The 23,246-nt window shown below is 73.0% G+C and carries 20 protein-coding genes; 6 read left to right on the top strand and 14 right to left on the bottom strand.

Features of this window, described 5'->3' with window-relative positions; genetic code table 11:
• Nucleotides 1-247 precede the first annotated feature (247 nt).
• Entirely contained in the window at nt 248-637 is a 390-nt protein-coding gene (locus tag ACMA1D_RS07955; protein ID WP_414723146.1) for a hypothetical protein, read from the top strand.
• On the top strand, nt 634-1,203 hold the full coding sequence (locus ACMA1D_RS07950) for a TetR/AcrR family transcriptional regulator (protein WP_414723145.1): 570 nt from the start codon (nt 634-636) through the stop codon (nt 1,201-1,203). The genes ACMA1D_RS07955 and ACMA1D_RS07950 overlap by 4 nt, the downstream gene beginning before the upstream one ends.
• A gap of 134 nt (nt 1,204-1,337) precedes the next feature.
• On the opposite strand, the gene ACMA1D_RS07945 is transcribed toward ACMA1D_RS07950, so the two are convergent.
• The 4 genes from ACMA1D_RS07945 to ACMA1D_RS07930 all read right to left on the bottom strand — a co-directional run bounded on the left by ACMA1D_RS07945 (nt 1,338) and on the right by ACMA1D_RS07930 (nt 6,188).
• The gene (locus ACMA1D_RS07945; RefSeq protein ID WP_414723144.1) at nt 1,338-2,543 is read right to left on the bottom strand and encodes a hypothetical protein; all 1,206 of its coding nucleotides are present in this window, start codon (nt 2,541-2,543) and stop codon (nt 1,338-1,340) included.
• Nucleotides 2,544-2,639: 96 nt separating this feature from the next.
• Nucleotides 2,640-2,987, bottom strand: a complete 348-nt coding sequence (locus ACMA1D_RS07940) for a VOC family protein (protein WP_349993657.1) — start codon at nt 2,985-2,987, stop codon at nt 2,640-2,642.
• Nucleotides 2,988-3,176: 189 nt separating this feature from the next.
• A complete protein-coding gene (locus tag ACMA1D_RS07935; protein ID WP_414723143.1) occupies nt 3,177-4,619 on the bottom strand; it encodes a cryptochrome/photolyase family protein in 1,443 nt (480 codons plus the stop codon).
• A 60-nt stretch (nt 4,620-4,679) separates the two neighbouring features.
• Entirely contained in the window at nt 4,680-6,188 is a 1,509-nt protein-coding gene (locus ACMA1D_RS07930; protein ID WP_414723205.1) for an SDR family oxidoreductase, read from the bottom strand.
• Nucleotides 6,189-6,791: 603 nt separating this feature from the next.
• On the opposite strand from ACMA1D_RS07930, the gene ACMA1D_RS07925 reads away from it, so the two are divergent.
• Nucleotides 6,792-8,024, top strand: coding sequence for an alpha/beta fold hydrolase (locus ACMA1D_RS07925; RefSeq protein WP_414723142.1), 1,233 nt, complete (start codon nt 6,792-6,794; stop codon nt 8,022-8,024).
• Nucleotides 8,025-8,511: 487 nt separating this feature from the next.
• On the top strand, nt 8,512-9,138 hold the full coding sequence (locus ACMA1D_RS07920) for a DUF4232 domain-containing protein (protein WP_414723141.1): 627 nt from the start codon (nt 8,512-8,514) through the stop codon (nt 9,136-9,138).
• A 264-nt stretch (nt 9,139-9,402) separates the two neighbouring features.
• Here the strand turns inward: ACMA1D_RS07920 and ACMA1D_RS07915 are convergent, their stop codons facing one another.
• From ACMA1D_RS07915 to ACMA1D_RS07890, 6 genes are all read right to left on the bottom strand, one after another.
• Nucleotides 9,403-9,918: a lytic polysaccharide monooxygenase auxiliary activity family 9 protein gene (locus ACMA1D_RS07915; RefSeq protein WP_414723140.1), complete on the bottom strand. Its 516-nt coding sequence runs from the start codon at nt 9,916-9,918 to the stop codon at nt 9,403-9,405.
• Nucleotides 9,919-10,349: 431 nt separating this feature from the next.
• On the bottom strand, nt 10,350-11,669 hold the full coding sequence (locus tag ACMA1D_RS07910; protein WP_414723139.1) for a serine hydrolase domain-containing protein: 1,320 nt from the start codon (nt 11,667-11,669) through the stop codon (nt 10,350-10,352).
• Nucleotides 11,670-11,949: 280 nt separating this feature from the next.
• Nucleotides 11,950-13,308 (bottom strand): phosphoglucosamine mutase, encoded by a 1,359-nt coding sequence (gene glmM, locus ACMA1D_RS07905; protein ID WP_414723138.1) that lies wholly within the window; start codon nt 13,306-13,308, stop codon nt 11,950-11,952.
• A gap of 158 nt (nt 13,309-13,466) precedes the next feature.
• Nucleotides 13,467-13,973, bottom strand: a complete 507-nt coding sequence (rpsI, locus tag ACMA1D_RS07900) for a 30S ribosomal protein S9 (protein WP_414723137.1) — start codon at nt 13,971-13,973, stop codon at nt 13,467-13,469.
• Between the two features lie 41 nt (nt 13,974-14,014).
• Entirely contained in the window at nt 14,015-14,458 is a 444-nt protein-coding gene (gene rplM, locus ACMA1D_RS07895; RefSeq protein WP_349990655.1) for a 50S ribosomal protein L13, read from the bottom strand.
• A 325-nt stretch (nt 14,459-14,783) separates the two neighbouring features.
• Nucleotides 14,784-16,403: an ABC-F family ATP-binding cassette domain-containing protein gene (locus ACMA1D_RS07890; protein ID WP_414723136.1), complete on the bottom strand. Its 1,620-nt coding sequence runs from the start codon at nt 16,401-16,403 to the stop codon at nt 14,784-14,786.
• 123 nt (nt 16,404-16,526) lie between these two features.
• Here ACMA1D_RS07890 and ACMA1D_RS07885 point away from each other — a divergent pair, with 123 nt between their 5' ends.
• Both ACMA1D_RS07885 and ACMA1D_RS07880 read left to right on the top strand, forming a co-directional pair.
• Nucleotides 16,527-17,354, top strand: coding sequence for a hypothetical protein (locus ACMA1D_RS07885; protein ID WP_414723135.1), 828 nt, complete (start codon nt 16,527-16,529; stop codon nt 17,352-17,354).
• A 320-nt stretch (nt 17,355-17,674) separates the two neighbouring features.
• On the top strand, nt 17,675-19,762 hold the full coding sequence (locus tag ACMA1D_RS07880; RefSeq protein WP_414723134.1) for a glycosyltransferase family 4 protein: 2,088 nt from the start codon (nt 17,675-17,677) through the stop codon (nt 19,760-19,762).
• A gap of 40 nt (nt 19,763-19,802) precedes the next feature.
• Here ACMA1D_RS07880 and truA read toward each other — a convergent pair whose 3' ends face one another.
• The 4 genes from truA to rpsK all read right to left on the bottom strand — a co-directional run bounded on the left by truA (nt 19,803) and on the right by rpsK (nt 23,165).
• On the bottom strand, nt 19,803-20,687 hold the full coding sequence (gene truA, locus ACMA1D_RS07875) for a tRNA pseudouridine(38-40) synthase TruA (protein WP_414723133.1): 885 nt from the start codon (nt 20,685-20,687) through the stop codon (nt 19,803-19,805).
• 120 nt (nt 20,688-20,807) lie between these two features.
• Nucleotides 20,808-21,314, bottom strand: coding sequence for a 50S ribosomal protein L17 (gene rplQ, locus ACMA1D_RS07870; RefSeq protein ID WP_414723132.1), 507 nt, complete (start codon nt 21,312-21,314; stop codon nt 20,808-20,810).
• A 195-nt stretch (nt 21,315-21,509) separates the two neighbouring features.
• On the bottom strand, nt 21,510-22,532 hold the full coding sequence (locus ACMA1D_RS07865) for a DNA-directed RNA polymerase subunit alpha (RefSeq protein WP_144380962.1): 1,023 nt from the start codon (nt 22,530-22,532) through the stop codon (nt 21,510-21,512).
• A gap of 228 nt (nt 22,533-22,760) precedes the next feature.
• Nucleotides 22,761-23,165: a 30S ribosomal protein S11 gene (gene rpsK / locus ACMA1D_RS07860; protein WP_009715860.1), complete on the bottom strand. Its 405-nt coding sequence runs from the start codon at nt 23,163-23,165 to the stop codon at nt 22,761-22,763.
• Between the last annotated feature and the right edge of the window lie 81 nt (nt 23,166-23,246).

Genomic DNA, 23,246 nt, shown 5'->3' with positions numbered 1-23,246 from the left:
CGGCCGCACCCCACGCCGCGACCCACACCCCACGGCCTGCGCTCCACGGCCCACGGCCACGGCCCAACCGGCGATCCCCCTCCCTCACCGCAGCCGCCCACCACCACCCGGCCACGACCAGGGCGGCCTCCCTCCCCCCAGGTCCAACCGGATCCGGCGGCACCCCCTTCACTTGATTTGGACGACCGTCCAGGACTATCGTCCAAATAGAACAGGCCGGTAGACCGCGACATCCCTGGAGAGCGTGATGGACCACTCCCTGCTGACGACCCTGACCGGTGCGTTCCTGGTCTGGGAGGCGCTGCTGCTGATCCCCATGGTGCCGGGGAAGCTCATCGACACGAGGGACTTCTCGGCGCTCCCCCGCTGGCAGTTCAACGGGTTCAACGTCTGCCTCACCTCGCTCGGGCTCGCCAGCTTCGTCGTGGCCGGGTTCGCCATGGCGGACCAACACTGGACGTTCGCAGCGGCGCTGGTCCTGAGCCTTGGCTACGTCGTGGTCTTCGCGGCCGACCTCGGCGCGGTCTTCCCCGTCGTGCGCGACCCGCTGCCGGTGCAACTGCTCGTTCTCGAAGCCCTTGCGCTAGCCTCGGCCGGCGTCGGTGCCGTGCTCGCGATCCAAGGAATGCGCCTGTGAACGACCTCAGCCCGCCCCGAGCGAGCACCCGGGAGAAGATCATCGAGGCCGCTGCCAGCCTCATCCCCGAAGTGGGCTGGGGCGGCGTGACCAGCAGGCGCGTCGCGGAACGCGCGGGTGTGAACACCGGCGTGATCCACTACCACGTGGGCAGTATCGGCGAGCTCCGACGCATCGCCGCGGTGAGCAGAATCCGGCTGTTCTTCCTCGACCGGATCGGCGACGCCCTGGCCCAGCCGGACCCGCCGGCAGCCGTCGACATGCTGCTCCGCCGGCTGTGCGCCACCGACTCACGCGATCCGGAACTCCTGCTGCTGTACGAGTCCCTCGTTGCCGCAGGCAGGGACGAGCAACTGCGGAGCGAGATCGCCGCTTCGCTGGCCCAGCTCCGGCAGTGGCTACACGACTGGTTCGCCGAACACGGGGTCGCCAGACCGCTCACCGCAGCGGTGACCCTCACCGCGGCGATCGACGGCTTCCTCCTTCAGCGCACGCTCGATCCGGACCTCGACCCCACCCCCCTCATCGAGGGCATGACCGCCCTGGTCAGCCCACACCTGGCGTAGCGGCCCCGGACGCCCGCGCGGGCTACGCGGCCACGCGCGCGTACCCGCGCGCAGCCACCCGCCCCCACCCGCAGGACCACAGCGCTGCGCGCGCACCCCACACCCCCACCCACAAGCCGCGCGCCAGCGCCCCCTCACCCCGGCTTCTTCGCGTTCTTCACCACCGCCGCGACCCCCACGCCCAGGCCCGTCACGACCACCCCGACGGCGGGGCTGCTGCCCACCTCCAACGCTGCGTTCTTCAACTGGTCGGCGCTGCGGGCCGCGTCCCGCCAGCGGGTGGTGGCCAGCGCGTCGCGTCCGCCCTCGATGCCCAGCGGGGCACGGAAGTTCTCGACGGCCGTGCCGATCCGGTTGACCGTGTCCACCACGGTCCGGGCCGATGACGCGTGCAGCAGTACGCGCGCGTCGGCGGTGGCCGCCACCGCGTCGAGGCGCTCCATCAGGTGGCCGAGTTCTCGCGAGACCCGCTCGCGGCGCTGCTGCCGGTCGGTCCGCAGTGCGAGGCGGTAGGCGTCCAGGTCGGCCGGCGACTCCTCGCGGACCCGGTCGAGCCGCAGGACGTCGAGCGCGTCCTGAAGTTCGAAGCAGTGCGCCAGGACGGCCAGCAGTTCGGGTATCTCGCCTCCCGCCCGCGCGGCCACCCGGGCGGTTTCACCGACCTTGCGCGCGGCCTCCACCTCCTTGGCCAGGTCGTTGAGCCGCAACAGCGCCCCGGCCGTCGCGTCGCTGATCGTCTGCGTCCTGCCCTGCACCGTGGACCAGTTCGTCGGGTCCACGCGCTGCATCTCGCGGCGGAGGGCCAGGGCGGACTCGATGTCGATCCACGCCCCGATCAGCCTCTGCACGTCCGCGTTCTTCTGATTGCGGAGCACCTCGTCGACCTTCTTGTCGATCGTCGCGAGGTACTTCTTCAGCTCCCCCATCTCGTGCCGCATCCCGGCCTGCGTCAGCAGCCCCGCCACGCCCGACAGCACCGCCGGGTTGGTCAGGAACGTGCCGGCCCCCTGCGCGACCTTGAGCCAGGCGGTGACGTTGCCCGGCGTCCCGAGCATCGCGTAACTGACGCCTTCCGTCTTGGTCTCCATCAGCCCGAGCTCCTTGACGAGTTGGGCCGACTCCTCCGTCAGCTTCAGCCAGCGGCTCGAATGGGCGGCGACCTCCGCGCCCACCTGTGCCAGCCCGGCCCCCGTGTGCAGCAGCGGCCCGAGCCGGTGCAGCTCAAGGTCTTCCGACAGCGACAGCAGGCCGTGGGAGGCGAGGAAGCGCTCGACGTCCCGCCTGCCCCCGATGATCCCCAGCCCGTCGGCGTCACTGACCAGCTCTACCGTGTTGTCCATCGCCCGCGCTCCCCCGTTGTTTCCCGATCCCCCGACCCCCAGCCTCAGCAGGGTAGTTCGGGCAACCGCTCACGAACCCCCGCAACCCGCTACGGCTCACCGGTGGCCGAGCACGTTGACCACCTTCCCGTTCGGGTCGCGGACGAAGAAGCGGCGGACGCCCCACTCCTCGTCCTGGAGGGGGTGGACGATCTGCGCCCCGCTGCGCAGCACCGCCGCGTAGACCGCGTCCACGTCGTCCACCTCCACGCTCAGATCGGGGTTGACCGGGCCGGTCAGGTCCGCGGTCACCACGCTGACCTGGGCCGTCGGCTGGGTGGGCGAGGCGAGCGTCATGATCCAGCCGTGGTTCATGACCTCCTCGAACCCCAACATGCCGTAGAACTCCCGGCTCTCGGGCAGGGCGTCGGACGAGAGGTTGGGGACGACGCGACGTACGCTCACGGGGCGCTCCTTCGGCGGAACGGGCAGGTCGGGCAGGTCAGGCAGCCGGGCGGCCAGTGATCACGGCAGCCACCGCGAGAACGCTAACCCCAGCCACTGACAATCGACCGCCGACAGCCCGCCCGACCGCCCCCGCCGCCCCACCCGCCGCGTAGCCCAGCCACCCCGCGGCCACGCCAACCGCGCAGGTCAGCCACCCCACAGCCGCGTCAGCCAGATGCGCCGGCCCCTCCCACCAACCACCCCGTCACCCCCCGCTCCCACCCCCACCACGCCCCCGCTGGAAGCGCTCGCGGCCGCGAGGTCCACGATCGGCTCCGGGTAGTCGTAGCGGGCGCGCTCGGCCGCGGGCAGCTTCCACGGCTCGTGCACGGCGGGGCCGGAGAGATCGGCGAGTTCGGGCAGCCAGCGGCGTACGTACCGGCCGTCCGGGTCGAACCTGCGCCCCTGCCGCACCGGATTCAGCACCCGACCGGGCCGGGTGTCGGTGCCGGTCCCGGCCACCCACTGCCAGTTGAGCTGATTGTTGGCCACGTCCCCGTCGACCAGCAGGTCGAGGAAGTGCCGGGCGCCGATGCGCCAGTCCACGTACAGCGTCTTGGTGAGGAAGCTCGCGGCGAGCAGCCGACCGCGGTTGTGCATCCACCCCTCGTACGCGAGTTGCCGCATCGCCGCGTCCACCACCGGATAGCCGGTGCGCCCCGCCCGCCAGGCCGCGATCTCCTCGCCCGCGGTGTCCGCGTCGCGCCAGTGGTCCTCGCGCGGCCGGTAGTCGTCCCGCGAACACCGCGGCCTGGCGGCCAGCACCTGGTGGTGGAAGTCGCGCCAGCACAGTTGCCGCACGAAGTCCTCGGCGCCCGCCCCGCCGGCGCTGCGGGCCCTGGCGATGAGCTCGATCGGCGACACCGTGCCGAAGTGCAGGTGCGGCGAGAGGCGCGAGGTCGCGTCGCCCGGCAGGTCGTCGTGGCCGCTCGCGTACGCCGCGAGGCCGGACCGCCGCCAGTTCGTCAGGCGCCGCCGGCCGGCCCGTTCGCCACCGGCCGCGAGCCCGGGCGACAGGCCGCGCACCCGGTCCCTGGCCGGAATCGGGTCGGAGCCGAGCCCGTCGGGCACCCGTACCGCGCGCGGGGCCGGCAGCGGATCGCGCAGCGACTGCCGGGACCAGGCGCGGAAGTACGGGGTGAAGACGGCGAAGTGGTCCCGGCCGCCGCTCGGGGTCACCGCGCCGGGCGGCACCGCGGTGAGCACCGCGTCGTGCACCCGCAGCCGCCGCCCGTCCCGCTCAAGCGCCGCCCGCAGCCGCTCCTCGCGGCGCTGCGCGTAGTCGCTCACCCCGGCCGCGAGGTGCACCTCGCCCGCGCCCGCCTGCGCGGCGACCCGGCACGTCTGCGCCACCACGTCGCCCGACCTGACCACCAGCCGGCCGCCGCGGGCCCGCAGTTCGGCGTCGAGGTCGGTCAGGCAGTCCCGCAGGAACGCCTCCCGGTTGGGCGCGGCGAAACCGGCCGCCGCGATGGCCCTGTCGCGTACGAACAGCGGCACCACCTGCCCGGCCGCAGCCAGCGCGGCCCGCAGCGGCGGATGGTCGTGCACCCGTAGGTCGGCGGTGAACAGCACGACGGAAACCTGCATCGGCTCACTCCTGGTGGGGCAGTTGGGTGCGCGGGGGCATGGCTAGGTGCGCGGGGGCCCTCAACGCGCCCGGTCCGCCGGCTCCGCCGGCCCCCGTGGCGCCTCGCGGGCCGCCGCGCCGGCGATGTTGCGGGCCATGCCGCCGAAGACGAGGGCGTGGAAGGGCGCGACGGCCCACCAGTAGGCGTGGCCGAGCAGCCCGCGCGGGTGGTAGATGGCGCGCTGCCGGTAGCGGGTGCGGCCGGTCTCCGGTTCCTGGTCGACGCGCATCTCAAGCCAGGCGAGCCCGGGCAGCCGCATCTCGGCCCGCAGCCGCAGCAGCCGGCCGGGTTCGATCGCCTCCACCCGCCAGAAGTCGAGCGCGTCCCCCACCCGCAGGTGCTCGGCGTCGCGCCGGCCGCGGCGCAGCCCGGCCCCGCCGACCAGCCGGTCGAGCCAGCCGCGCACCGCCCAGGCCAGCGGGAAGGAGTACCAGCCGTGCTCGCCGCCGATGCCCTCCACCACCCGCCACAGCGCGGCCTGCGACGCGTCGACGGTGCGCTCGCGGCGGTCGGTGTAGAGGCTGCCGCCGGCCCAGTCCGGGTCGGTGGGCAGCGGGTCGCTCGGCGCGCCGGGCAGCGCGGCCGACGACCAGCGGGTGGCCACCTGCGCGTCCTGCACCTTGCGCAGCGCGAGCCGCAGCGCGTCCGCGAAGGGCAGCGGCTGCCGCGGCCCGTCCGGCACGTACCGCGCGATGTCGTGCTCCCGGCAGACCACCTCGTACCGCAGCGACGCGGCCAACGGCGCCGCGATGGCGTGCGGCACCGGCGTCACGAGCCCCACCCAGTAGCTGGACAGCCGCGGCGTGAGCAGCGGCACCGGCAGGATCAGCCGCCGCGGCAGACCGGCCACGCGCGCGTACCGGTGCATCATCGCCGCGTACGTCAGCACCTCGGGCCCGCCGATGTCGAAGGTGCGGTTCACGCCGGCCGGCAGCGCCGCGCACCCCACCAGGTAGCGCAGCACGTCGCGGACGGCGATCGGCTGGATCCTGGTCCGCACCCAACTCGGCGTGATCATGATCGGCAGCCGCTCGGTGAGGTAGCGCAGCATCTCGAACGAGGCCGAGCCGGAACCGATGATCACAGCGGCGCGCAGCACGGCCGTCGGCACCCCGGAGGCGAGCAGGATCTCGCCCACCTCGGCCCGCGAGCGCAGGTGCGGCGAGAGCTGTTCGGGCGGTACGCCCTCGGGGGTGAGCCCGCCCAGGTAGACCAGGCGGCGCAGGCCGGCGGCGGCTGCCTGGTCGGCGACGGTACGGGCCGCGCGGCGGTCGCTCGCCTCGAAGTCCCGCCCGGTGCCGAGCGCGTGCACCAGGTAGTACGCCACATCCATGCCGCGCAGCGCGTCGGCCATCGCCACCGGGTCCCGTACGTCCCCTTCGACGATCTCCACCCGGTCCGCCCACGGGTGGGCCCGCAGCTTCTCGGGCGAGCGCCCCACGCACCGCACCCGGTGCCCGGCCGCCAACAGCTCCGGTACCAGCCGCCCACCGATGTACCCGCTGGCCCCGGTGACCAGGCAGTTCAGGCCCGCCTCCGGCGCGGTGGGCGCGGCTTCGGCAGCCTTCGCCGTCCGCGCCGCTTCCGCTCCCGGCGCGGCTTCCGCCGCCCCATCGGCAGCAGCCGCGCCGGCATCCCGCGCCGCCCTGCCGTCCCCCGCCGTCCTGCCGTCCCCCGCCGGGCTTGCGTCCCCCGCCGGACCTGCGTCCGTCGCCGGCCTTGCGTCCCTCTCCGCCCCGGCCGCTCCCCTCGCCCCGGGCGGCCCTGCGGGCCCCGCGCCCGGCGAATTCCGGGTGCCCCCGGCTTCCCCCGGCCCCGTCGCCCCCGCCGGTCGGTCGTCGTCGCGCATGGCGTTCCCCTCGTGGTGGGTGGTCGGCCGCGCCCAGGTGGACGGCGCGGGGTGAGGTGGCAGGTGGTGGGGTGGTGGATCGCCGCCTCCCCCGACTCTCCCGCTTCCGGGCGCCCGACCGGCGCAGACACGGCGCGGCCGGCCCGCGATTCGCCCCGCGCACGAGTCTTGTCATGTACTCGACCCACTCTTACCGTCTAGTAACACACGCCAGTAACACGCACGGGTAACCCCTGCCGGCCCCGCCACCACCCCGGCCCCGGACCCCACCCAGGAGCCCCCATGGAGAAGCCCCGCCGGCGCACCGCACTCCGCGCGGCACGGCGCTCGGCCGTAGCGATCGGTACGGCGCTCTGCCTGGCCACCACGGCAGCGATCACCGCCACCCCGGCCCACGCCACACCCCCACAACACAGCCAACCCGGCCAACCCGGCCAGCCCAGCCGGGCCGACCAACCCAGCCAGCCTGGCCAGCCCAACCGAACCGACCAACCCAACGAACCCAACCAACCCAACGAACCCAACCAACCCAGCCAGCCCGACCAACCCGGCCGAGCCAACCAACCCAACGCGGCCAACGAGCCCAACCCAGCCACCCACAACGGCCACCCACCCCACCCCAACCGGCCCGCATCGCCTGCCTCGCGCACGTCGCCCGCATCGCGCACAGCCGCCGCGTACCCGGTCGGCGGGCTTCCCGAAGCCGTGCGGAACTTCCTGGTCAGCCCGGGGGCCGTGGCGGGGGCCAACGACTGGCGGTGCAGGCCGAGCGCGGAGCGCCCGTACCCGGTCGTCCTGGTGCACGCCACCGGCGTCAACCTGGGCGCCAACTGGACGCGACTGGCCCCCACCCTGGCCAACGCCGGCCACTGCGTCTTCGCCCTCAACTACGGCATGAACCACCTCTCGCTCGGCCGCATCGGCGGTCTCGGCGACATCCGCGCGTCGGCCGGACAGTTGAGCGCCTTCGTGGACCGGGTGCTGGCCGCGACGGGCGCCCGGAAGGTCAACCTGGTCGGCCACTCGCAGGGCGGCATGATGCCGCACTACTACCTCAAGCGGCTGCACGGCGCGGCCAAGGTGCACACCCTGGTCGCCCTCTCGCCGAGCAACCACGGCACCACGCTCTCCGGCCTCACCCACCTCGGCGAGGCGCTCGGCGTGCTCGGCTTCGTCAACGACCTGTTCGACTTCGTCGGCCTGCCCGCGCTCCGCCAGCAGGAAGTCAACTCCCGTTTCCAGCAGGACCTGTACGCCGACGGCGACACCGCGCCCGGCGTGCGCTACGTGGTGCTCCAGACCACCAAGGACGCGGTCGTCACCCCGTACGCGAACGCCTTCCTCCGCGGCGACGCGGTCCGCAACGTGACGATCCAGGACCAGTGCCCGGCCGATCCCGTCGGCCACGTGGGGATGTTCGTGGACGGCCCGGCCATCCAGCACGTCGTCAACGCGCTCGGCCCCGACGACCCGCACTTCCAACCCACCTGCCGGGACTACGGGCCACCGCTCTGACCCACCCGGCAACCCCCGCTGTCGAGCCGCGGGGGCGGAACCGTTCCGCCGCCCCCGGGCCACACCCCCGCACCAGCACCAACACGCCTACGGGGCAGCACAAATGGAGGCGCACGCCGGGGCCTGACGCGCCCCACACCGCGCGCTACCTACCCCCGCGCACCCCAAGCCGCCCGCCCACACCGGCCCGCGGGGCGCAGCCCAAGTCGCTAACCGGCCACGCCGAAAGCGCCCCGCGCACACCACACCCAGCGGGATCACCCCCACAGCGCCCGGGCCGAACTGCGGAACGCCACCCCGCCCTGGCAGTCAACGGCCACACCGGCCCGTAATTTCTCGGTGCGCACGGGTTTGGGGCCTGGCTCAAAGGAGACCCATCCGTAGCTGACCTCATCTGGTCACTTCTAGTACGGGCGGACGCCACCGCGTCGCACCCGTCACCCCGCGCAGAACGCCGGGGCCAGCACGAGGAGGGGCCGAACCCATCATGCGCAGCACCACGACCACCGCGCACACCACGACCGCCACCCACGGCGCGCACGGGACCACCGGCGCGACCCGCACCGGACGACGGACCGCCGTCCGTACCACCGCCGGCGTCGCCGTCCTGGCCGCGACGGTGTTAGCGACCGGACTCGCCACCGGCAGCGCAGGGGCGACAGAGCGCGCGGCCACCACGCCGACCTGCAAGTTGAGCGGCCTCAAGGTCACGTTCGACAAGGGCGGCGTGCCCGACGGCGTCCGCAACGGCATGAGCCACGCGGGCACCTACCTGCGCTTCAAGAACACCACCGACCACACCTGCATCCTGCGCGGCTACCCCGGGCTCGGCCTCGAAGGCACCCAGCACAAGCCGCTGACCACCAAGACCGAGTGGGGCTCGACCTGGTACGCCAAGGACCCGGGCAAGACCAACGTCACGGTCGAGGCGGGCGACTCCGCCTGGGCGGACCTGGCCTGGACCCAGTCCGGCACGGACGCCGTACGGTCCACGAGCCTGAAGGTCACCCCGCCCGCCGAGACCCGCTCCGCGGTGCTCTCCTTCGACCGCGTCGTGGACTGGGGCCGGCTCCAGGTGACCGCGCTGGCCGACGCCCCGCCGAAGATCGGCTGACCTGCCGGGAGCCCGACGCACCGACGCCACTGGTACGCCGAAGCCGCCGGCCCTCCCGGGACGCCCGAGCCGCCCCGGGAGCCAGGGCCCGGCCACATGACGGCCCGGCCACATGACGGCCCGGCCGCACGACGGCCACACCGCCGGACGTCGGCGCTCCGGGGACGCCGCCGGCTCCGCCCGCACCCCGTACCGCGGGGCGCGGGCGGAGCCGGCGGGGAGCGCCGACGTCCGGTGCTCGTGGCCGGACCGAACCGGCCCCGGTCAGCGGATGTCGACGTCCACGCAGGCGTAGAAGGCGTTGGGCGTGTCCGCGATGTTCCAGATCGCCAGCACCTTCTGCTTGCCGGACAGACCACCGAAGTTGACCTGGTGGGTCACGGTCTCTCCGGGACGGGCGCCACCGTCGTTGAACTGGGCGATCTTGCTGCCGCCGACGTAGTACTCCCAGGTGCTGGTCGCGTGCCGGGCCGTCAGCCGCCAGTTGAAGCTGGTGGTGCGGCTGACCTGGGTGTACTTCCAACCCTTGCTGTCGTTGTCCAGCTCGGCGAAGCCGGCGTTGCCACCACTGCAACTCCGCAGGCCCTTCGGGCCTTCGACGCTCTGCGGCTCGTACTTGATGGCGCCGCAGGAGACGGTGCCCTGCGCGCACTGGGCCTGACGGCTCGGCGGCGAGTTGATGTAGCCGTGGGCGCTGGCCGAGTTGGCCGGCAGGCAGACGGCCAGCAGCGGGGCGACGACCGCCCCGAGCGTGATGGCCAGCCTCTTCTTACCGTGCATGTCGACTCCTTCGGTGGGGGGCTGCCGTGGAGGCAGGGGGAGTTGGACGCAGACGGCGCGGGGCGCGGGCGTATCAGACAGCGACCGGGCGTGGGGGCACGGGTCGTCGGCGGCCGATGAAGCAGCCCCGCGCCGCCTGCTTGGTCTAGACCATACTGCTTGTCGAGACACGGTCAAGAGTTTGTTCGGAACGAACTTTTTCCCTTGCCCTCACCCCACCGTTCCCCCGCACACCCCTTCCCCGCGTCCCCCTCCCCCATCCCCACCCGCCCCGGCCCGGCCCGACCGCCCCTCACCAGCCGGTACGCACCCGCCACGGGCAAGCCCCCACCCCGCGGGCCGCCGCCCGCCCGAACCCCCGACCGCACCAACGCCCCAGACGACCACTCAGGGGCCAGCCGGCCACCCGGAGATCAACCCGCGCAAGCCGGTCAGCGCCCCGACCGCTCGCTCCGCGCTCCGCCCGGCAACCCGAGCTCCGGGAAGGTCGCCTGGATGATCCGCGCCCCGACCGGGCTCAACTCACCGTGCGCGTTGAGGGCGTTGACCGAGTAGACGAGGGTGCGCGACAGGTCCTCGGTGGCCGCGAGAGCCGTGGCGTAACCGGGCCGCGCACCCGCCTTGGCCCACACCACCGTCCCGTCCGCCCCCTCGAACCGCTGCAACCCGGCGCTGTAGCGGGCGCCCTCGACGTCCGGCAGCGTGAGCATCTCCTGCCGGAGCAGCGGACGCGGCACGAGCTTGCCGCGGAACAGGGCCCGCACCAGCCGCTCCAGGTCACCGGTGGTGGAGATCAGGTCGCCGGCCGCCCAGCGGTCCGACACGTTCCACTCCGTCGCGTCCACCACCCGGCCGTCCTGCAACCGCTGGTAGCCACGGTTGTGCGGGCCGTGGACGCGCGGATCGGGCCCGCCGGGGAACGAGGAGTGCCGCATCCCCGCGGGCCGGAAGACCCGCACCGCCGCCTGGTGTTCGTACGAGTCGCCGGTGACCCGCTCGATGAGCATCCCGAGCACGGTGTACCCGATGTTGCCGTACCGCTGCTTCCTGCCCGGCCCCTCGCCCTCCCCGCGGTACGGACCGGCGGCGACGGACGCCGCGACGACGGCCTCCGGGGTGAGCGTCTGGAACCGGTTCTCGTACCCCTCGCCGTCCGTCGGCCCGAGGTCGGCGCCCGGCTTGAGCCCGGCGGTGAAGGTCAGCAGGTGCCGTACGGTGATCGGCTCGAAGGCGTCGGACAGCAGCCCCGGCAGGTACCGCTGCACCGTCCCGTCCAAGTCGATCCGCCCCTCGGCGGCGAGTTGCAGCACCACCGCGGCCGTCACCACCTTGGTCGTGGACCCGGCCCGGAACCTGGCGTCGGCCAGCGCCGGACGCCCACTGGGCAGGTCGTGCACCCCCGCGGTGCCACGCCAGGTGACGTCCCCGCCGACGCGCACCAGCGCCGCGGTGGCGTCCTGGTCCGGCAGCCCGCGCAGCGCCTCGGCCAGCGCCGCCGTGTCGGGGCCCCGGGACGTCGCCGCGTCGGCCGCGGGCGCACCCGCCAGCACGGACCCGGCCGGCGACGCGGCGGGCCCGGCGTCCGCCCAGGCGGGGCCCGCGGTCAGCGGAACGGCGGCGACCAGCCCCAGCACGAGGGCGGCGGCCAGGCCGGTGCGGACGGGCCCCGACCTCGTACTCGCCCGCCCGGCAGACGCAGGGCCGGCGGCGGGGGCTTGGACGTGGTGACGCGCAGGGACATACGGCGGCATGCAGGACTCCCGGAATCAGCGGGCCGAACGGCTCGTGCGGACGCCGCCCATGCTTCCGAGCCACACCGACCCCGGGCGTCCGCCCGAGGGACGGCACCGCCCCTGACCCACCCCGCCCCACCACACCCCGCACGACGGGGCGCACGTCAGGGTTGCTCCCTAAGGTCGACCACGCGCGACGGGCCCCGGCCCACAAGCCCAACCGCCGGGGCCTGGCCGAGAAGGAGGCCGGTCAAGGGGCCCCGCCCCAGCAGCCCCCAGCCCGTCCGGCCCAACTCCCCTACCCGAGCGCCGACTTCACCACATCGGCCAGCCGCCCGGCGACCGTGCGGGCCTGCTCGATGTCGGCGGCCTCCACCATCACCCGGACCAGCGGCTCCGTACCCGACGGGCGGAGCAACACCCGCCCGGTGGCGCCGAGTTCGCGCTCGGCGTCGGTGATCGCGATGCGCAGTTCGGGCGAGGTCGCGGCCCGCGACTTGTCGACGTCGGGGACGTTGATGAGGATCTGCGGCAGCCGCTCCATGACGCCCGCCAGCTCGGCCAGCGACCGCCCGGTGGCCGCGACCCGGGCCGCCAGCAGCAGACCGGTCAGCGTGCCGTCGCCGGTGGTCGCGTGGTCCAACACGATGACGTGGCCCGACTGTTCGCCACCCAGCGCGAAGCCGCTGCGCTTCATCTCCTCCAGCACGTACCGGTCGCCGACCGCCGTCTGCACCAGGGCGACGCCCTCGCGCTCCATCGCCAGCTTGAAGCCCAGGTTGGACATGACGGTGGCCACCACGGTGTCCTGCCGCAGCGCGCCCGCGTCCCGCATCGCCAGCGCGAGCACGGCCAGGATCTGGTCGCCGTCCACCTCGGCCCCGGTCGCGTCCACCGCCAGGCAGCGGTCCGCGTCACCGTCGTGGGCCACGCCCAGGTCGGCACCGTGCTCGACGACCGCGGCACACAGCTTCTCCAGGTGCGTGGAGCCGTACCCGTCGTTGATGTTGAGGCCGTCCGGGTCGGTGCCGATGGTGATCACCTCGGCCCCGGCCCGGGCGAACGCCTCGGGCGAGACCCGCGCCGCGGCGCCGTGCGCGCCGTCGATGACGACCTTCAGCCCGTCCAGCCGGTTCGGCAGCACCCCGATCAGGTGCGCGACGTACTTGTCGAAGCCCTCGTCGTACGTGGTGACCCGGCCGACACCCGCCCCGGTCGGCCGGTCCCACGGCTGGCCGGCGGCGTGTGCCTGGTACGTCTCCTCGATGCGGTTCTCCAGCTCGTCGGCGAGCTTGTGGCCGCCGCGCGCGAGGAACTTGATCCCGTTGTCGGGCATCGCGTTGTGGCTGGCCGACAGCATCACGCCGAGGTCGGCGCCGAGCGAGCCGGTCAGGTACGCGATGGCGGGCGTCGGCAGCACGCCGACCCGCAGCACGTCCACGCCCGCACTGGCGAGCCCGGCCACCACGGCCGCCTCAAGGAACTCCCCGGAGGCCCGTGGGTCACGCCCGACCACTGCCACCGGGCGATGGCCATCGAACGTGCCCGCCGCGGCGAGTACGTGCGCCGCCGCGACCGACAGGCCGAGCGCCAGCTCCGCCGTCAGATCGGCGTTGGCGACACCGCGCACACCGTCCGTACCGAAGAGTCGTCCCACTGGTGTCCTCCGAGATCACATCACATGAACCAGGGTTTACGTCCAGGTATACGCCCCTGGTCGCCGATAACCGAACGCCCCGGCAGCACGAATGGTGCCGCCGGGGCGTGGTAAGCGCAGCGAGGCTCGCTGCAAACCGCTGCGAAGCGGTCGCGAGATTAGCGCTTGCTGTACTGCGGGGCCTTACGGGCCTTCTTGAGACCGGCCTTCTTGCGCTCGACCGCACGGTCGTCACGCTTGAGGAACCCGGCCTTCTTCAGCGCGCCGCGGTTGTTGTCCACGTCGGCCTCGTTGAGCGCACGGGCCACGCCGAGGCGCAGCGCACCGGCCTGGCCGGAGATGCCGCCGCCGCTGATGCGGGCGATGACGTCGTAGCGGCCTTCGAGCTCAAGCACCTTGAAGGGCTCGTTGACTTCCTGCTGGTGCACCTTGTTGGGGAAGTAGCCCTCAAGGGTGCGACCGTTGATCTTCCACTTGCCGGAGCCCGGCACGATGCGGACGCGGGCGATGGCGTTCTTGCGGCGCCCGAGGCCCGCGGCGGGCTGCGGGTCACCGAAGCGGGACGCGAGGGACTCGGAGGTGTACTCCTCGACCGGCACGTCCTCGATGAGCTCGGTCTCCACGACGTCTTCGACGACGGGGGTCTCTGCGGTGGTCTCGGCCACGATTCTCCTCAGATTCTTTTCGTCTTAGGGGGTGGCCGGGACTACTGCGCGACCTGGGTGATCTCGAACGGGACCGGCTGCTGGGCGCCGTGCGGGTGCTCGGCACCCGCGTACACCTTCAGCTTCGAGAGCATCTGACGGCCCAGGGTGTTCTTGGGGAGCATGCCCTTGATGGCCTTCTCGACGGCCTTCTCGGGGTTCTTCGCCAGCAGCTCGTCGTAGCGGACGGAGCGCAGACCACCCGGGTAACCGGAGTGGCGGTACGCCATCTTCTGGGTCCGCTTGTTGCCGGACAGGTGCACCTTGTCGGCGTTGATGATGATGACGAAGTCACCGGTGTCAACGTGAGGCGCGTACACCGGCTTGTGCTTGCCCCTCAGGAGGGACGCGGCCGTCGTGGCCAGACGGCCCAGGACGACGTCCTGCGCGTCAATGATGTGCCACTGGCGCTGGACATCGCCGGGCTTGGGGCTGTACGTACGCACGGTCGTAGCCTTCGCTTCTTCAGTGATGGGGTCGCCCCTGATCCGTGAGAACCAAGGGGACGGGGTCCTGACAAGGCCACCCGGACGATCACGACAGCCCTGGCCACACATCGGGGACGCAACCCGAGTGCTCGCCGCTGGTCATCGGCCCGGTGGACCGGCGTAAGGGCCCCTCACGTGAGATCGAGCAAGCCAATACGCATAACGAACTGGCAGAATACCGGCCCGCCCCCGGCCGGGTCAAAACAGGCGGCCGACCCCCGCACCGCACCGGGCCCGACCCCCGCACCGCACCGGGCCACCGGCCCCGCCCCGCCGGGCCGCCTCACCGCGCCCGCTGCACCCGCCCCTCGTCCCACACCGGCTCGGGCACCTCGCGCACCCGGCCGTCCGCGCCGAAGACCAGGAAGCGGTCGAAGGAGCGGGCGAACCAGCGGTCGTGGGTGACCGCGAGCACCGTGCCCTCGTACGCCGCGAGCCCCTCCTGAAGGGCCTCCGCGCTCTCCAGGTCCAGGTTGTCGGTCGGCTCGTCGAGCAGCAGCGCCGTCGCGCCCGCCAGCTCAAGGAGGAGGATCTGCATCCGGGCCTGCTGGCCGCCGGAGAGCTTGTCGAAGGGCTGGTCGCCCTGGCGCTCCAGCTCGTACCTGCGCAGCACGCTCATCGCCCCGCCGCGATCCTTGGCGTGCTCCTGCCACAGGATCTCGACCAGGGTGCGGCCCACCAGCTCCGGATGGGCGTGGGTCTGCGCGAAATGGCCGGGCACCACCCGGGCGCCCAGCTTCCACGCGCCCGTATGGCTCACCTCTCCACCGGCCAGCAGGCGCAGGAAGTGTGACTTGCCCGACCCGTTGGAGCCCAGCACCGCGACCCGCTCGCCGAAGAAGACCTCCAGGTCGAAGGGGCGCATCAGGCCGGTCAGCTCCAGTTGCCCGCAGGTGATCGCCCGCACCCCGGTGCGCCCGCCGCGCAGCCGCATCCGGATGTCCTGCTCGCGCGGCGGCTCCTGCGGCGGCCCGGCCTCCTCGAACTTCCGCAGCCGGGTCTGCGCGGCCTGGTAGCGCGAGGCCATGTCCGCGTTGTACGCCGCCTTCTGCTTGAACATGAGCATCAGCCGGCGCAGCTTCGCGTGCTCCTCGTCCCAGCGCCTGCGCAGCTCCTCGAAGCGCGCGAACCGCTCCTTGCGCGCCGCGTGGTACGTGGCGAAGCCGCCGCCGTGCACCCACACGTCGCTGCCGGCCGGGCCGGGCTCGACGCTGATGATCTTCTGCGCGGAGCGGGCCAGGAGCTCCCGGTCGTGGCTGACGAACAGCACCGTCTTGGACGTCTCCAGCAGCTTCTCCTCCAGCCAGCGCTTGCCCGGCACGTCCAGGTAGTTGTCCGGCTCGTCGAGCAGCAGCACCGCGTCGGGGCCGCGCAGCAGCGCTTCGAGCACCAGCCGCTTCTGCTCGCCGCCGCTGAGCGTGCGCACCTGCCGCCACTGGGCCCGCTCGTACGGCGTGCCGAGCGCGGCCATCGTGCACATGTCCCAGAGCGTCTCCGCCTCGTACCCGCGCGCCTCGGCCCAGTCGCTCAGCGCCTGCGCGTACGCCATCTGGGCGGCCTCGTCGTCCACGGTCATCACCGCGTGCTCGGCCGCGTCGACCGCCTTCGCGGCCTCCTGCAACCGCGGCTGGGACACCGAGACCAGCAGGTCACGCACGGTGCTCTCGTCCCGCACCGAACCGACGAACTGCGACATGACGCCCAGCCCGCCGCTGACGGTCAGGCTCCCGCCGTGCGGCTTGAGCTCGCCGGCGATCATGCGCAGCAGGGTCGTCTTGCCCGCACCGTTCGCCCCGACCAGGGCGACCGCCGCGCCCTCGGCGACCCGGAAGGAGACGTCGCCGAACAGCACCCGCCCATCCGGTAGGTAGTACTCCAGATGTGCGCCCTCGACGTGTCCCATGCGACCAGTCTCGCCGCCGCGGCCCGTCGCCGGCCAACCGTTTTCCGCCCCGGCCGCCGGGCGCCCCGGGCCCGCCCCCGCGCCCCGGGTGGGGCCCCGCGCGGTGCCCATAGGATGCGCGGCATGAGCTTTGGGCAAGGGGGGCCGTACGGGCCCGGGGGATCTCAGACGCCGGACTGGTCGGCCCTCGCCGACACCGCGGCCCGTGACCGGCGCCGCAAGTGGCTGCTCTTCGGCGGCGGGGCGGTGGCCGCCGCGGCCATCGCCGCGATCGTCGCCACGGCCGTGATCGTCAGCGACGACGGCGGCGGCGACAAGAACGCGACCCGGCTGCCGAGCCCGGCCCAGTTGCCCAGCGAGTCGGCCGTGCCCGAGCCCACGTTCTCCGACGTCGACCCGCCCGCGCCGATCTCCCCGCTGGAGGTCATCGCCGACGGCAAGAAGGACACCGCGCCGATCACCGCGGCCGGCCTGTTCCCCGGCGACCAGGCGGTGATCAGCGGGCGCAGCTACACCAAGGGCGCCGTCACCAGCACCAAGGACTGCGGCTCGGTGGCACAGAAGGCACTGCACCCGGCGCTCACCGGCAACGGCTGCCGCCAGGTGGTACGGGCCACGTACACCAGGGACGGCATCGCGGTCACCGTCGGCGTCGCGGTCTTCGACACCAAGGCCGCGGCGGAGCGGGCCAAGGAGGCCGCCGGTCCCTTCCTCGCGACGCTGCCCGGCGCCGGCGTGGACCGGTTCTGCGCCAACACGGCCTGCCGCTCCACCAGCAACGCCATCGGCCGCTACGGCTACTTCACCACCGCCGGCCACACCGACGGCAGCCCGGTGCCCACCAGCGACACCAAGGTCCGCCAGGCCGGCCTGGACGTCGCCGGCCACGCCTTCGACCGCATCATGCAGCGGGCCACCACCCAGGCGTCGGCCGCCGCCACCACCGACTGACCGCACCCGCCGCCCACCGGCCGACCGCCCGCCAGGCGCGGTCGGCCCGCACCGCGCCGCCCCGCACGACCGGCGGCCCCAGCACGCCCGAACCCACAGGCCCCAGATCTCAGCCCCACAACGATGCCCCCGCCGCGAGCGCGCCCGGTCGCGCGGACGGAGAGCGGGGCCACAAGGTTGTCTTGCGGTCGGAGATTGTGGGCCATTCCATATCGCCGCACCCGAGAGCAACCTTTGCCCCTCCGAACCGTCTAATGAGGCAGTCAGGCCAGAGGGGAGACAGCGCACCACAGGCGCAACCCGTGCTGCGTGAAGCCAACATGAAGATTTCGTTTCTGCTGCACAACGTGTACGGCATCGGCGGCACGATCCGCTCCACGTTCAACCTCGCGGGCGCGCTCGCCGAGCACCACGACGTGGAGATCGTCTCCCTCATGCGGACGCAGGAGGCACCCAGCCTCCCGCTGCACCCCGCCGTACGCATCGTGCCGCTGATCGACCTGCGCAAGAGCAGCCGCGTCAGTGACGCGGACAACCCGCTGCTCAAGCAGATCACCCCGCGCATCCCCGCGGCCGAGGCCAACGGCACGGTGAACTTCAACGCGCTCACCGACGAGCGCATCGCCGGCTACCTGGACTCCACCGACGCCGACGTCGTCATCGCCACCCGCCCCGGCCTGCTGATCTACCTGGCCGAACTGGGCCGCGACGCCGGCCGCCGCTTTCTGCGGATCGGCCAGGAACACCGGCTCTACGAGACGCACAAGCCCGCCCTGCGCGCCGCCTGCGACGCGGCGATCGCCCGGTTGGACGCGCACACCACCGTCTCCGAGGCCGACGCCGCCACCCACCGCGCCAAGCTGCCCGGCATCAGCACCCGGCTGGTCGGCCTGCCCAACGGCGTACCGGCCACCGGCATCGAGCCATCGGACGGCAACGCCAAGCTGGTCGTCGCCGCCGGCCGGCTGATCCCCGTCAAGCGGTACGACCTGCTGGTCACCGCCTGGGCCACGGTCGCGGCCCGACACCCGGAGTGGAAGCTGCGGCTGTACGGGCGCGGCCCCCAGCAGGCCGCCCTGCGCACCCAGATCGACGAGCTCGGCCTCGCCGACCACATCACCCTGATGGGCCCGCACTCCCCCATCGAGACCGAGTGGGCCAAGGGCTCGATCGCCGCCGTGACCTCCCGCGAGGAGTCCTTCGGCATGACGATCGTGGAGGCCATGCACTGCGGCGTCCCGGTCGTCGCCACCGACTGCCCGCACGGCCCCGGCGAGATCATCAGCAACGGCGAGGACGGGCTGCTGGTGCAGAGCGGCGACGCCGACGCCATCGCCAAGGGCCTGCTCACCCTCATCGAGGACGACGACCGCAGGCACGCGATGGGCAGGGCCGCCAAGGTCGCCGCCCAGCGGTACGCCCCCGAGCGGATCGCCGCCGCGTACGAGAAGCTCATCGGCGAGCTCCAGGCGGCGCGCGGCCAGTCCGCCACCGTCCGCCGCTCCCACGACAGCGCGCGCGCCCCCCGCAAGCCGCTCGCCGCCACCCTCAAGGCGACCGTCAAGGGCCTCATGGGCAAGGCGCCGCTGCGCCCCGTCGCCACCTGCCGGGCCGACGGCCACGGCAACCTCACGCTCGCCGTCAGCGGCCCCGGCGTGCAGGGCCAGGGCCTCGCGCTCACCCTCACCGAGCGCGCCAAGGGCAACCACCACCGCGTACCGCTCACGGCACCGGCCACCGCGGGCGGCGCCTGGACCGCGACGCTGGACCTGGCGGCGCTGCGGCTCACCGAGGACCGCTGGGACCTGCACGTGGTCCGCGGCGACGGCACCCGCCGCCGGCTGAGCTGCTCCTACGCCGAGGGCCGCGGCCTGCTCACCGCCCAGCCGCCGGCCGGCACCCCCTTCACCTGGTGGGTGCCGTACACCACGGTGGACGGCTACCTCGCGCTGCGCGCCTGGTACCGGGACGCCCACGCGGAAGCGGAGAGCGTGCACGCGGACGCCACCGGCGTGACCGTCACCTGCACCCTGTACGGCACCACGCTGGCCGACCCGGCGGACCTGGCCCGCACCGGCGGCAACGCGCCCAGCGTCATCGCCAAGCCGCGCACCACGGGCGACCCCCTCACCTCCCCGGTGACCGTGCTCGGCCCCGGCCGGTTCCGCTTCACCTTCTCGTACGCGCAGGTGCACGCGGCCCGGGCGGACCAGGAGGCCGCCGACCCGGTCTGGGACGTCAGCCTGCGCCCGGGCACCGGCGCGCCGGCCACGCTGCGCGTCGGCCGCATCCTGGGCGACGTGCTCGACCGCAACAAGACCGACCTGTACCCGCTGGTCGACGGCGTCCGCCCGTACTTCACCAAGGCCAACAACCTCGCCCTGACCGGCCCGAAGCGCTCGCGCTGAGCCGAGCGGGGCGGGAGCCCACCGCCCCCGCCCCGCCCTCTCAGCAGCAGCCCCCGCCGCCCCCGCCGGGTACATCCGCGCCCACGACCGGCAGCGTCCGCTTGTTCCGCGCCTCCCGGCTGCGGGCCGCAAGCAGCTCGTCGGCCGGGTAGCCGACCTCCTCCAGGGTCAGCCCGTGCGGGCGCACCACGTGCACGGCCGAGTCCCGTACGCCAGCGGCCAGCACCTTCGCCGGCCAGTCCGCCGGCCGGTGCCCGTCGCCCACGAAGAGCAGCGCGCCCACCAGCGAGCGCACCATGTTGTGGCAGAACGCGTCCGCCCGCACGGTCGCCGTGACCACCCCGTCCGCGCCCCGCTCCCAGTCGAAGCGCTGGAGCGTCCGGATGGTGGTGGCGCCCTCGCGCCGCTTGCAGTACGCGGCGAAGTCGTGCTCGCCGACGAGCCGCCCGGCCGCCTCGTTCATGGCCGCCACGTCCAGCGGCCAGTCGTGCCACAGCACGTGCCTGCGCAGCAGCGGGTCCACCCCGCCGGGGTGGTCGGTCACCCGGTACGCGTACCGCCGCCAGACGGCCGAGAAGCGGGCGTTGAACCCGGCCGGCGCCGGCGCCACCCGCCAGATCCGCACGTCGTGCGGGAGCCGCCCGGCCAGCCGGCGCAGCAGCCGCTCCTCGTGCTCGGCCCACACCTCGTCCGGCACGTCCACGTGGGCCACCTGACCCCGCGCGTGCACCCCGGCGTCGGTCCGGCCCGCCACCGTCAGCTCGTACGTCCGCGTCGAACGCGTCACCGTGCGCAGCGCGTCCTCGATCTCCGCCTGGACCGTGCGCCGGCCGCCGGCCTGGCGCGCCCACCCGGAGAAGTCCTTGCCGTCGTAGCTGAGGTCAAGCCGCAGCCGCACCCACCCCGGGGCCGCCTCGTCACTCACACCCGATCCCTTCGCACGCCACGTCCCTGCTCAAAGCCGAACGGGCCCGCCCCAGAGATCCTGGAACGGGCCCGTCGGTCAGCCATCGCCACACTCATCCGCCAACGGCGGGACGAGTCATCAGGCGTCCTTGGCCTCGGTCTCCTCGGCGGCCTCGGCCTGCGCGGCCTCGTCCTTCTTGAGGTCCGCGACGGCCTGGTCGCCCGCGGCGTCCTTGGCGGACCGCTTGGTGGCGGCCTCGGCCTCACCCACGGCGGTCTGCTGCACGGTCAGCGCCTCGACCAGCTCGATGACGGCCATGGGCGCGTTGTCGCCACGGCGGTTACCGATCTTGGTGATCCGGGTGTAACCACCCGGACGGTTCTCGTAGCGCGGGCCGATCTCGGTGAAGAGCGTGTGGACGACGCTCTTGTCCGTGATGACCTGGAGCACCTGACGGCGGTTGTGAAGGTCGCCCTTCTTCGCCTTGGTGACCAGGCGCTCCGCGTACGGGCGCAGCCGCCGGGCCTTGGCCTCGGTGGTGGTGATGCGGCCGTGCTCGAACAGCGCCGTCGCGAGGTTCGCGAGGAGCAGCTTCTCGTGCGCGGCGCTGCCGCCCAGACGGGCACCCTTGGTGGGACGCGGCATGGTGTTTCTCCTTCTGATCTGCACCGGCCGTACGAGGTACCGGTGTCAGTGTCCGAGCGGGCGGTCACCCGTCGGAGACCCGCACCCCCGAAGGGGCGCGGGGAAGCTGCGCGACCGGCCGCAGCCGGTCCGCAACCACGGTCGAACCGTCGAGCCCGAGCGCTCGCTACTGGTTCAGTACCGGTTCGGCACCGATCAGTACTGCTCGGTCTCCACGAAACCCGCGTCCGCGTCGTCGTCGGCGCCGAAGGCGTCGGCGGCGGCGGTCGGGTCGAATCCGGGCGGGCTGTCCTTGAGGGCCAGGCCCATGCCGGCCAGCTTCGCCTTGACCTCGTCGATCGACTTGGCGCCGAAGTTGCGGATGTCGAGCAGGTCCGCCTCGGAGCGGGCCACCAGCTCGCCCACCGAGTGGATGCCCTCACGCTTGAGGCAGTTGTACGAGCGGACCGTGAGCTCCAGCTCCTCGATCGGCAGCGCCAGATCGGCGGCGAGCGCGGCGTCCGTCGGGGACGGGCCCATGTCGATGCCCTCGGCGTCGACGTTGAGCTCACGGGCCAGACCGAACAGCTCGACCAGGGTCTTGCCGGCCGAGGCCATGGCGTCCCGCGGGCGCATGGCCTGCTTGGTCTCGACGTCGACGATCAGCTTGTCGAAGTCGGTGCGCTGCTCGACACGGGTCGCCTCGACCTTGTAGGTGACCTTGAGGACCGGCGAGTAGATCGAGTCGACCGGGATGCGGCCGATCTCCTGGCCGACCTGCTTGTTCTGCACCGCGGAGACGTAGCCGCGACCGCGCTCGACGGTCAGCTCCATCTCCAGCTTGCCCTTGCCGTTCAGGGTGGCCAGGACCAGGTCGGGGTTGTGCACCTCGACACCGGCCGGCGGCGCGATGTCCGCGGCGGTGACCAGGCCGGGGCCCTGCTTGCGCAGGTACATCACGACCGGCTCGTCGTGCTCGGAGGAGACGACGAGCTGCTTGATGTTGAGGATGAGGTCGGTGACGTCCTCCTTGACGCCCGGCACGGTGGTGAACTCGTGCAGGACCCCGTCGATCCGGATGGACGTGACCGCCGCACCGGGGATCGAGGAGAGGAGCGTACGCCGCAGGGAGTTGCCGAGGGTGTAGCCGAAGCCCGGCTCCAGCGGCTCGATCACGAACCGGGAGCGGTACTCGTCGACGACCTCTTCGGTCAACGAAGGACGCTGAGCGATCAGCATGAGGTGTTGCCTCCAGTCTCCGGCACCCACTATTTGATGCCGACGGATACTGCAAGGGTACGGGCGGCACGCCACGACACCGGCGAACCGGTGCGGCGTACCGCCCGTGACCCGGAGCGACTACGGCCCGTAGTGCAGGTGCACTACGCCCCGTAGGGCTCGATGATCAACTGCTCCCGCGCCGGGCGCCGAGCACCTGGCGCGCGGGCAGGCCGTTCCCGCGGTCGATCAGACCCGGCGACGCTTCGGGGGGCGGCAGCCGTTGTGCGGGGTCGGGGTGACGTCCTGGATCGAGCCGACCTCAAGGCCGGTGGCCTGGAGCGAGCGGATCGCGGTCTCACGGCCGGAGCCCGGACCCTTGACGAAGACGTCGACCTTGCGCATGCCGTGCTCCTGCGCGCGACGCGCGGCCGACTCGGCGGCCATCTGCGCGGCGAACGGGGTGGACTTGCGCGAGCCCTTGAAGCCGACGTGGCCGGCAGAGGCCCAAGAGATCACGTTGCCCGTGGGGTCGGTGATCGAGACGATCGTGTTGTTGAACGTGCTCTTGATGTGAGCGTGCCCGTGGGCGACGTTCTTCTTCTCCTTGCGGCGCACCTTCTTGGCGCCCGCCGTACGGCTCTTCGGAGGCATTCTGATGAACTCCCGTGGAGGTGGTCGGTCCTACAGCTCGGACCGCGAACTGTTCGCGGTCGGGGGCGGGCCCCCGATCCG

The sequence above is a fragment of the Streptomyces sp. 796.1 genome (assembly GCF_047525675.1).
Lineage (GTDB): Bacteria > Actinomycetota > Actinomycetes > Streptomycetales > Streptomycetaceae > Streptomyces.
Note: the sequence above shows the minus strand (reverse complement) of the source record. Positions and strands in the feature narration are given on the sequence as shown.

Bases quoted from the DNA above. Each gene is read 5' to 3' on its own strand.
- ACMA1D_RS07955 (WP_414723146.1), top strand. From the start codon at position 248: ATGGACCACTCCCTGCTGACGACCCTGACCGGTGCGTTCCTGGTCTGG.
- ACMA1D_RS07945 (WP_414723144.1), bottom strand. From the start codon at position 2,543: ATGGACAACACGGTAGAGCTGGTCAGTGACGCCGACGGGCTGGGGATC.
- ACMA1D_RS07935 (WP_414723143.1), bottom strand. From the start codon at position 4,619: ATGCAGGTTTCCGTCGTGCTGTTCACCGCCGACCTACGGGTGCACGAC.
- ACMA1D_RS07925 (WP_414723142.1), top strand. From the start codon at position 6,792: ATGGAGAAGCCCCGCCGGCGCACCGCACTCCGCGCGGCACGGCGCTCG.
- ACMA1D_RS07920 (WP_414723141.1), top strand. From the start codon at position 8,512: ATGCGCAGCACCACGACCACCGCGCACACCACGACCGCCACCCACGGC.
- ACMA1D_RS07915 (WP_414723140.1), bottom strand. From the start codon at position 9,918: ATGCACGGTAAGAAGAGGCTGGCCATCACGCTCGGGGCGGTCGTCGCC.
- ACMA1D_RS07910 (WP_414723139.1), bottom strand. From the start codon at position 11,669: ATGCCGCCGTATGTCCCTGCGCGTCACCACGTCCAAGCCCCCGCCGCC.
- ACMA1D_RS07890 (WP_414723136.1), bottom strand. From the start codon at position 16,403: ATGGGACACGTCGAGGGCGCACATCTGGAGTACTACCTACCGGATGGG.
- ACMA1D_RS07885 (WP_414723135.1), top strand. From the start codon at position 16,527: ATGAGCTTTGGGCAAGGGGGGCCGTACGGGCCCGGGGGATCTCAGACG.
- ACMA1D_RS07880 (WP_414723134.1), top strand. From the start codon at position 17,675: ATGAAGATTTCGTTTCTGCTGCACAACGTGTACGGCATCGGCGGCACG.
- rplQ (WP_414723132.1), bottom strand. From the start codon at position 21,314: ATGCCGCGTCCCACCAAGGGTGCCCGTCTGGGCGGCAGCGCCGCGCAC.
- ACMA1D_RS07865 (WP_144380962.1), bottom strand. From the start codon at position 22,532: ATGCTGATCGCTCAGCGTCCTTCGTTGACCGAAGAGGTCGTCGACGAG.
- rpsK (WP_009715860.1), bottom strand. From the start codon at position 23,165: ATGCCTCCGAAGAGCCGTACGGCGGGCGCCAAGAAGGTGCGCCGCAAG.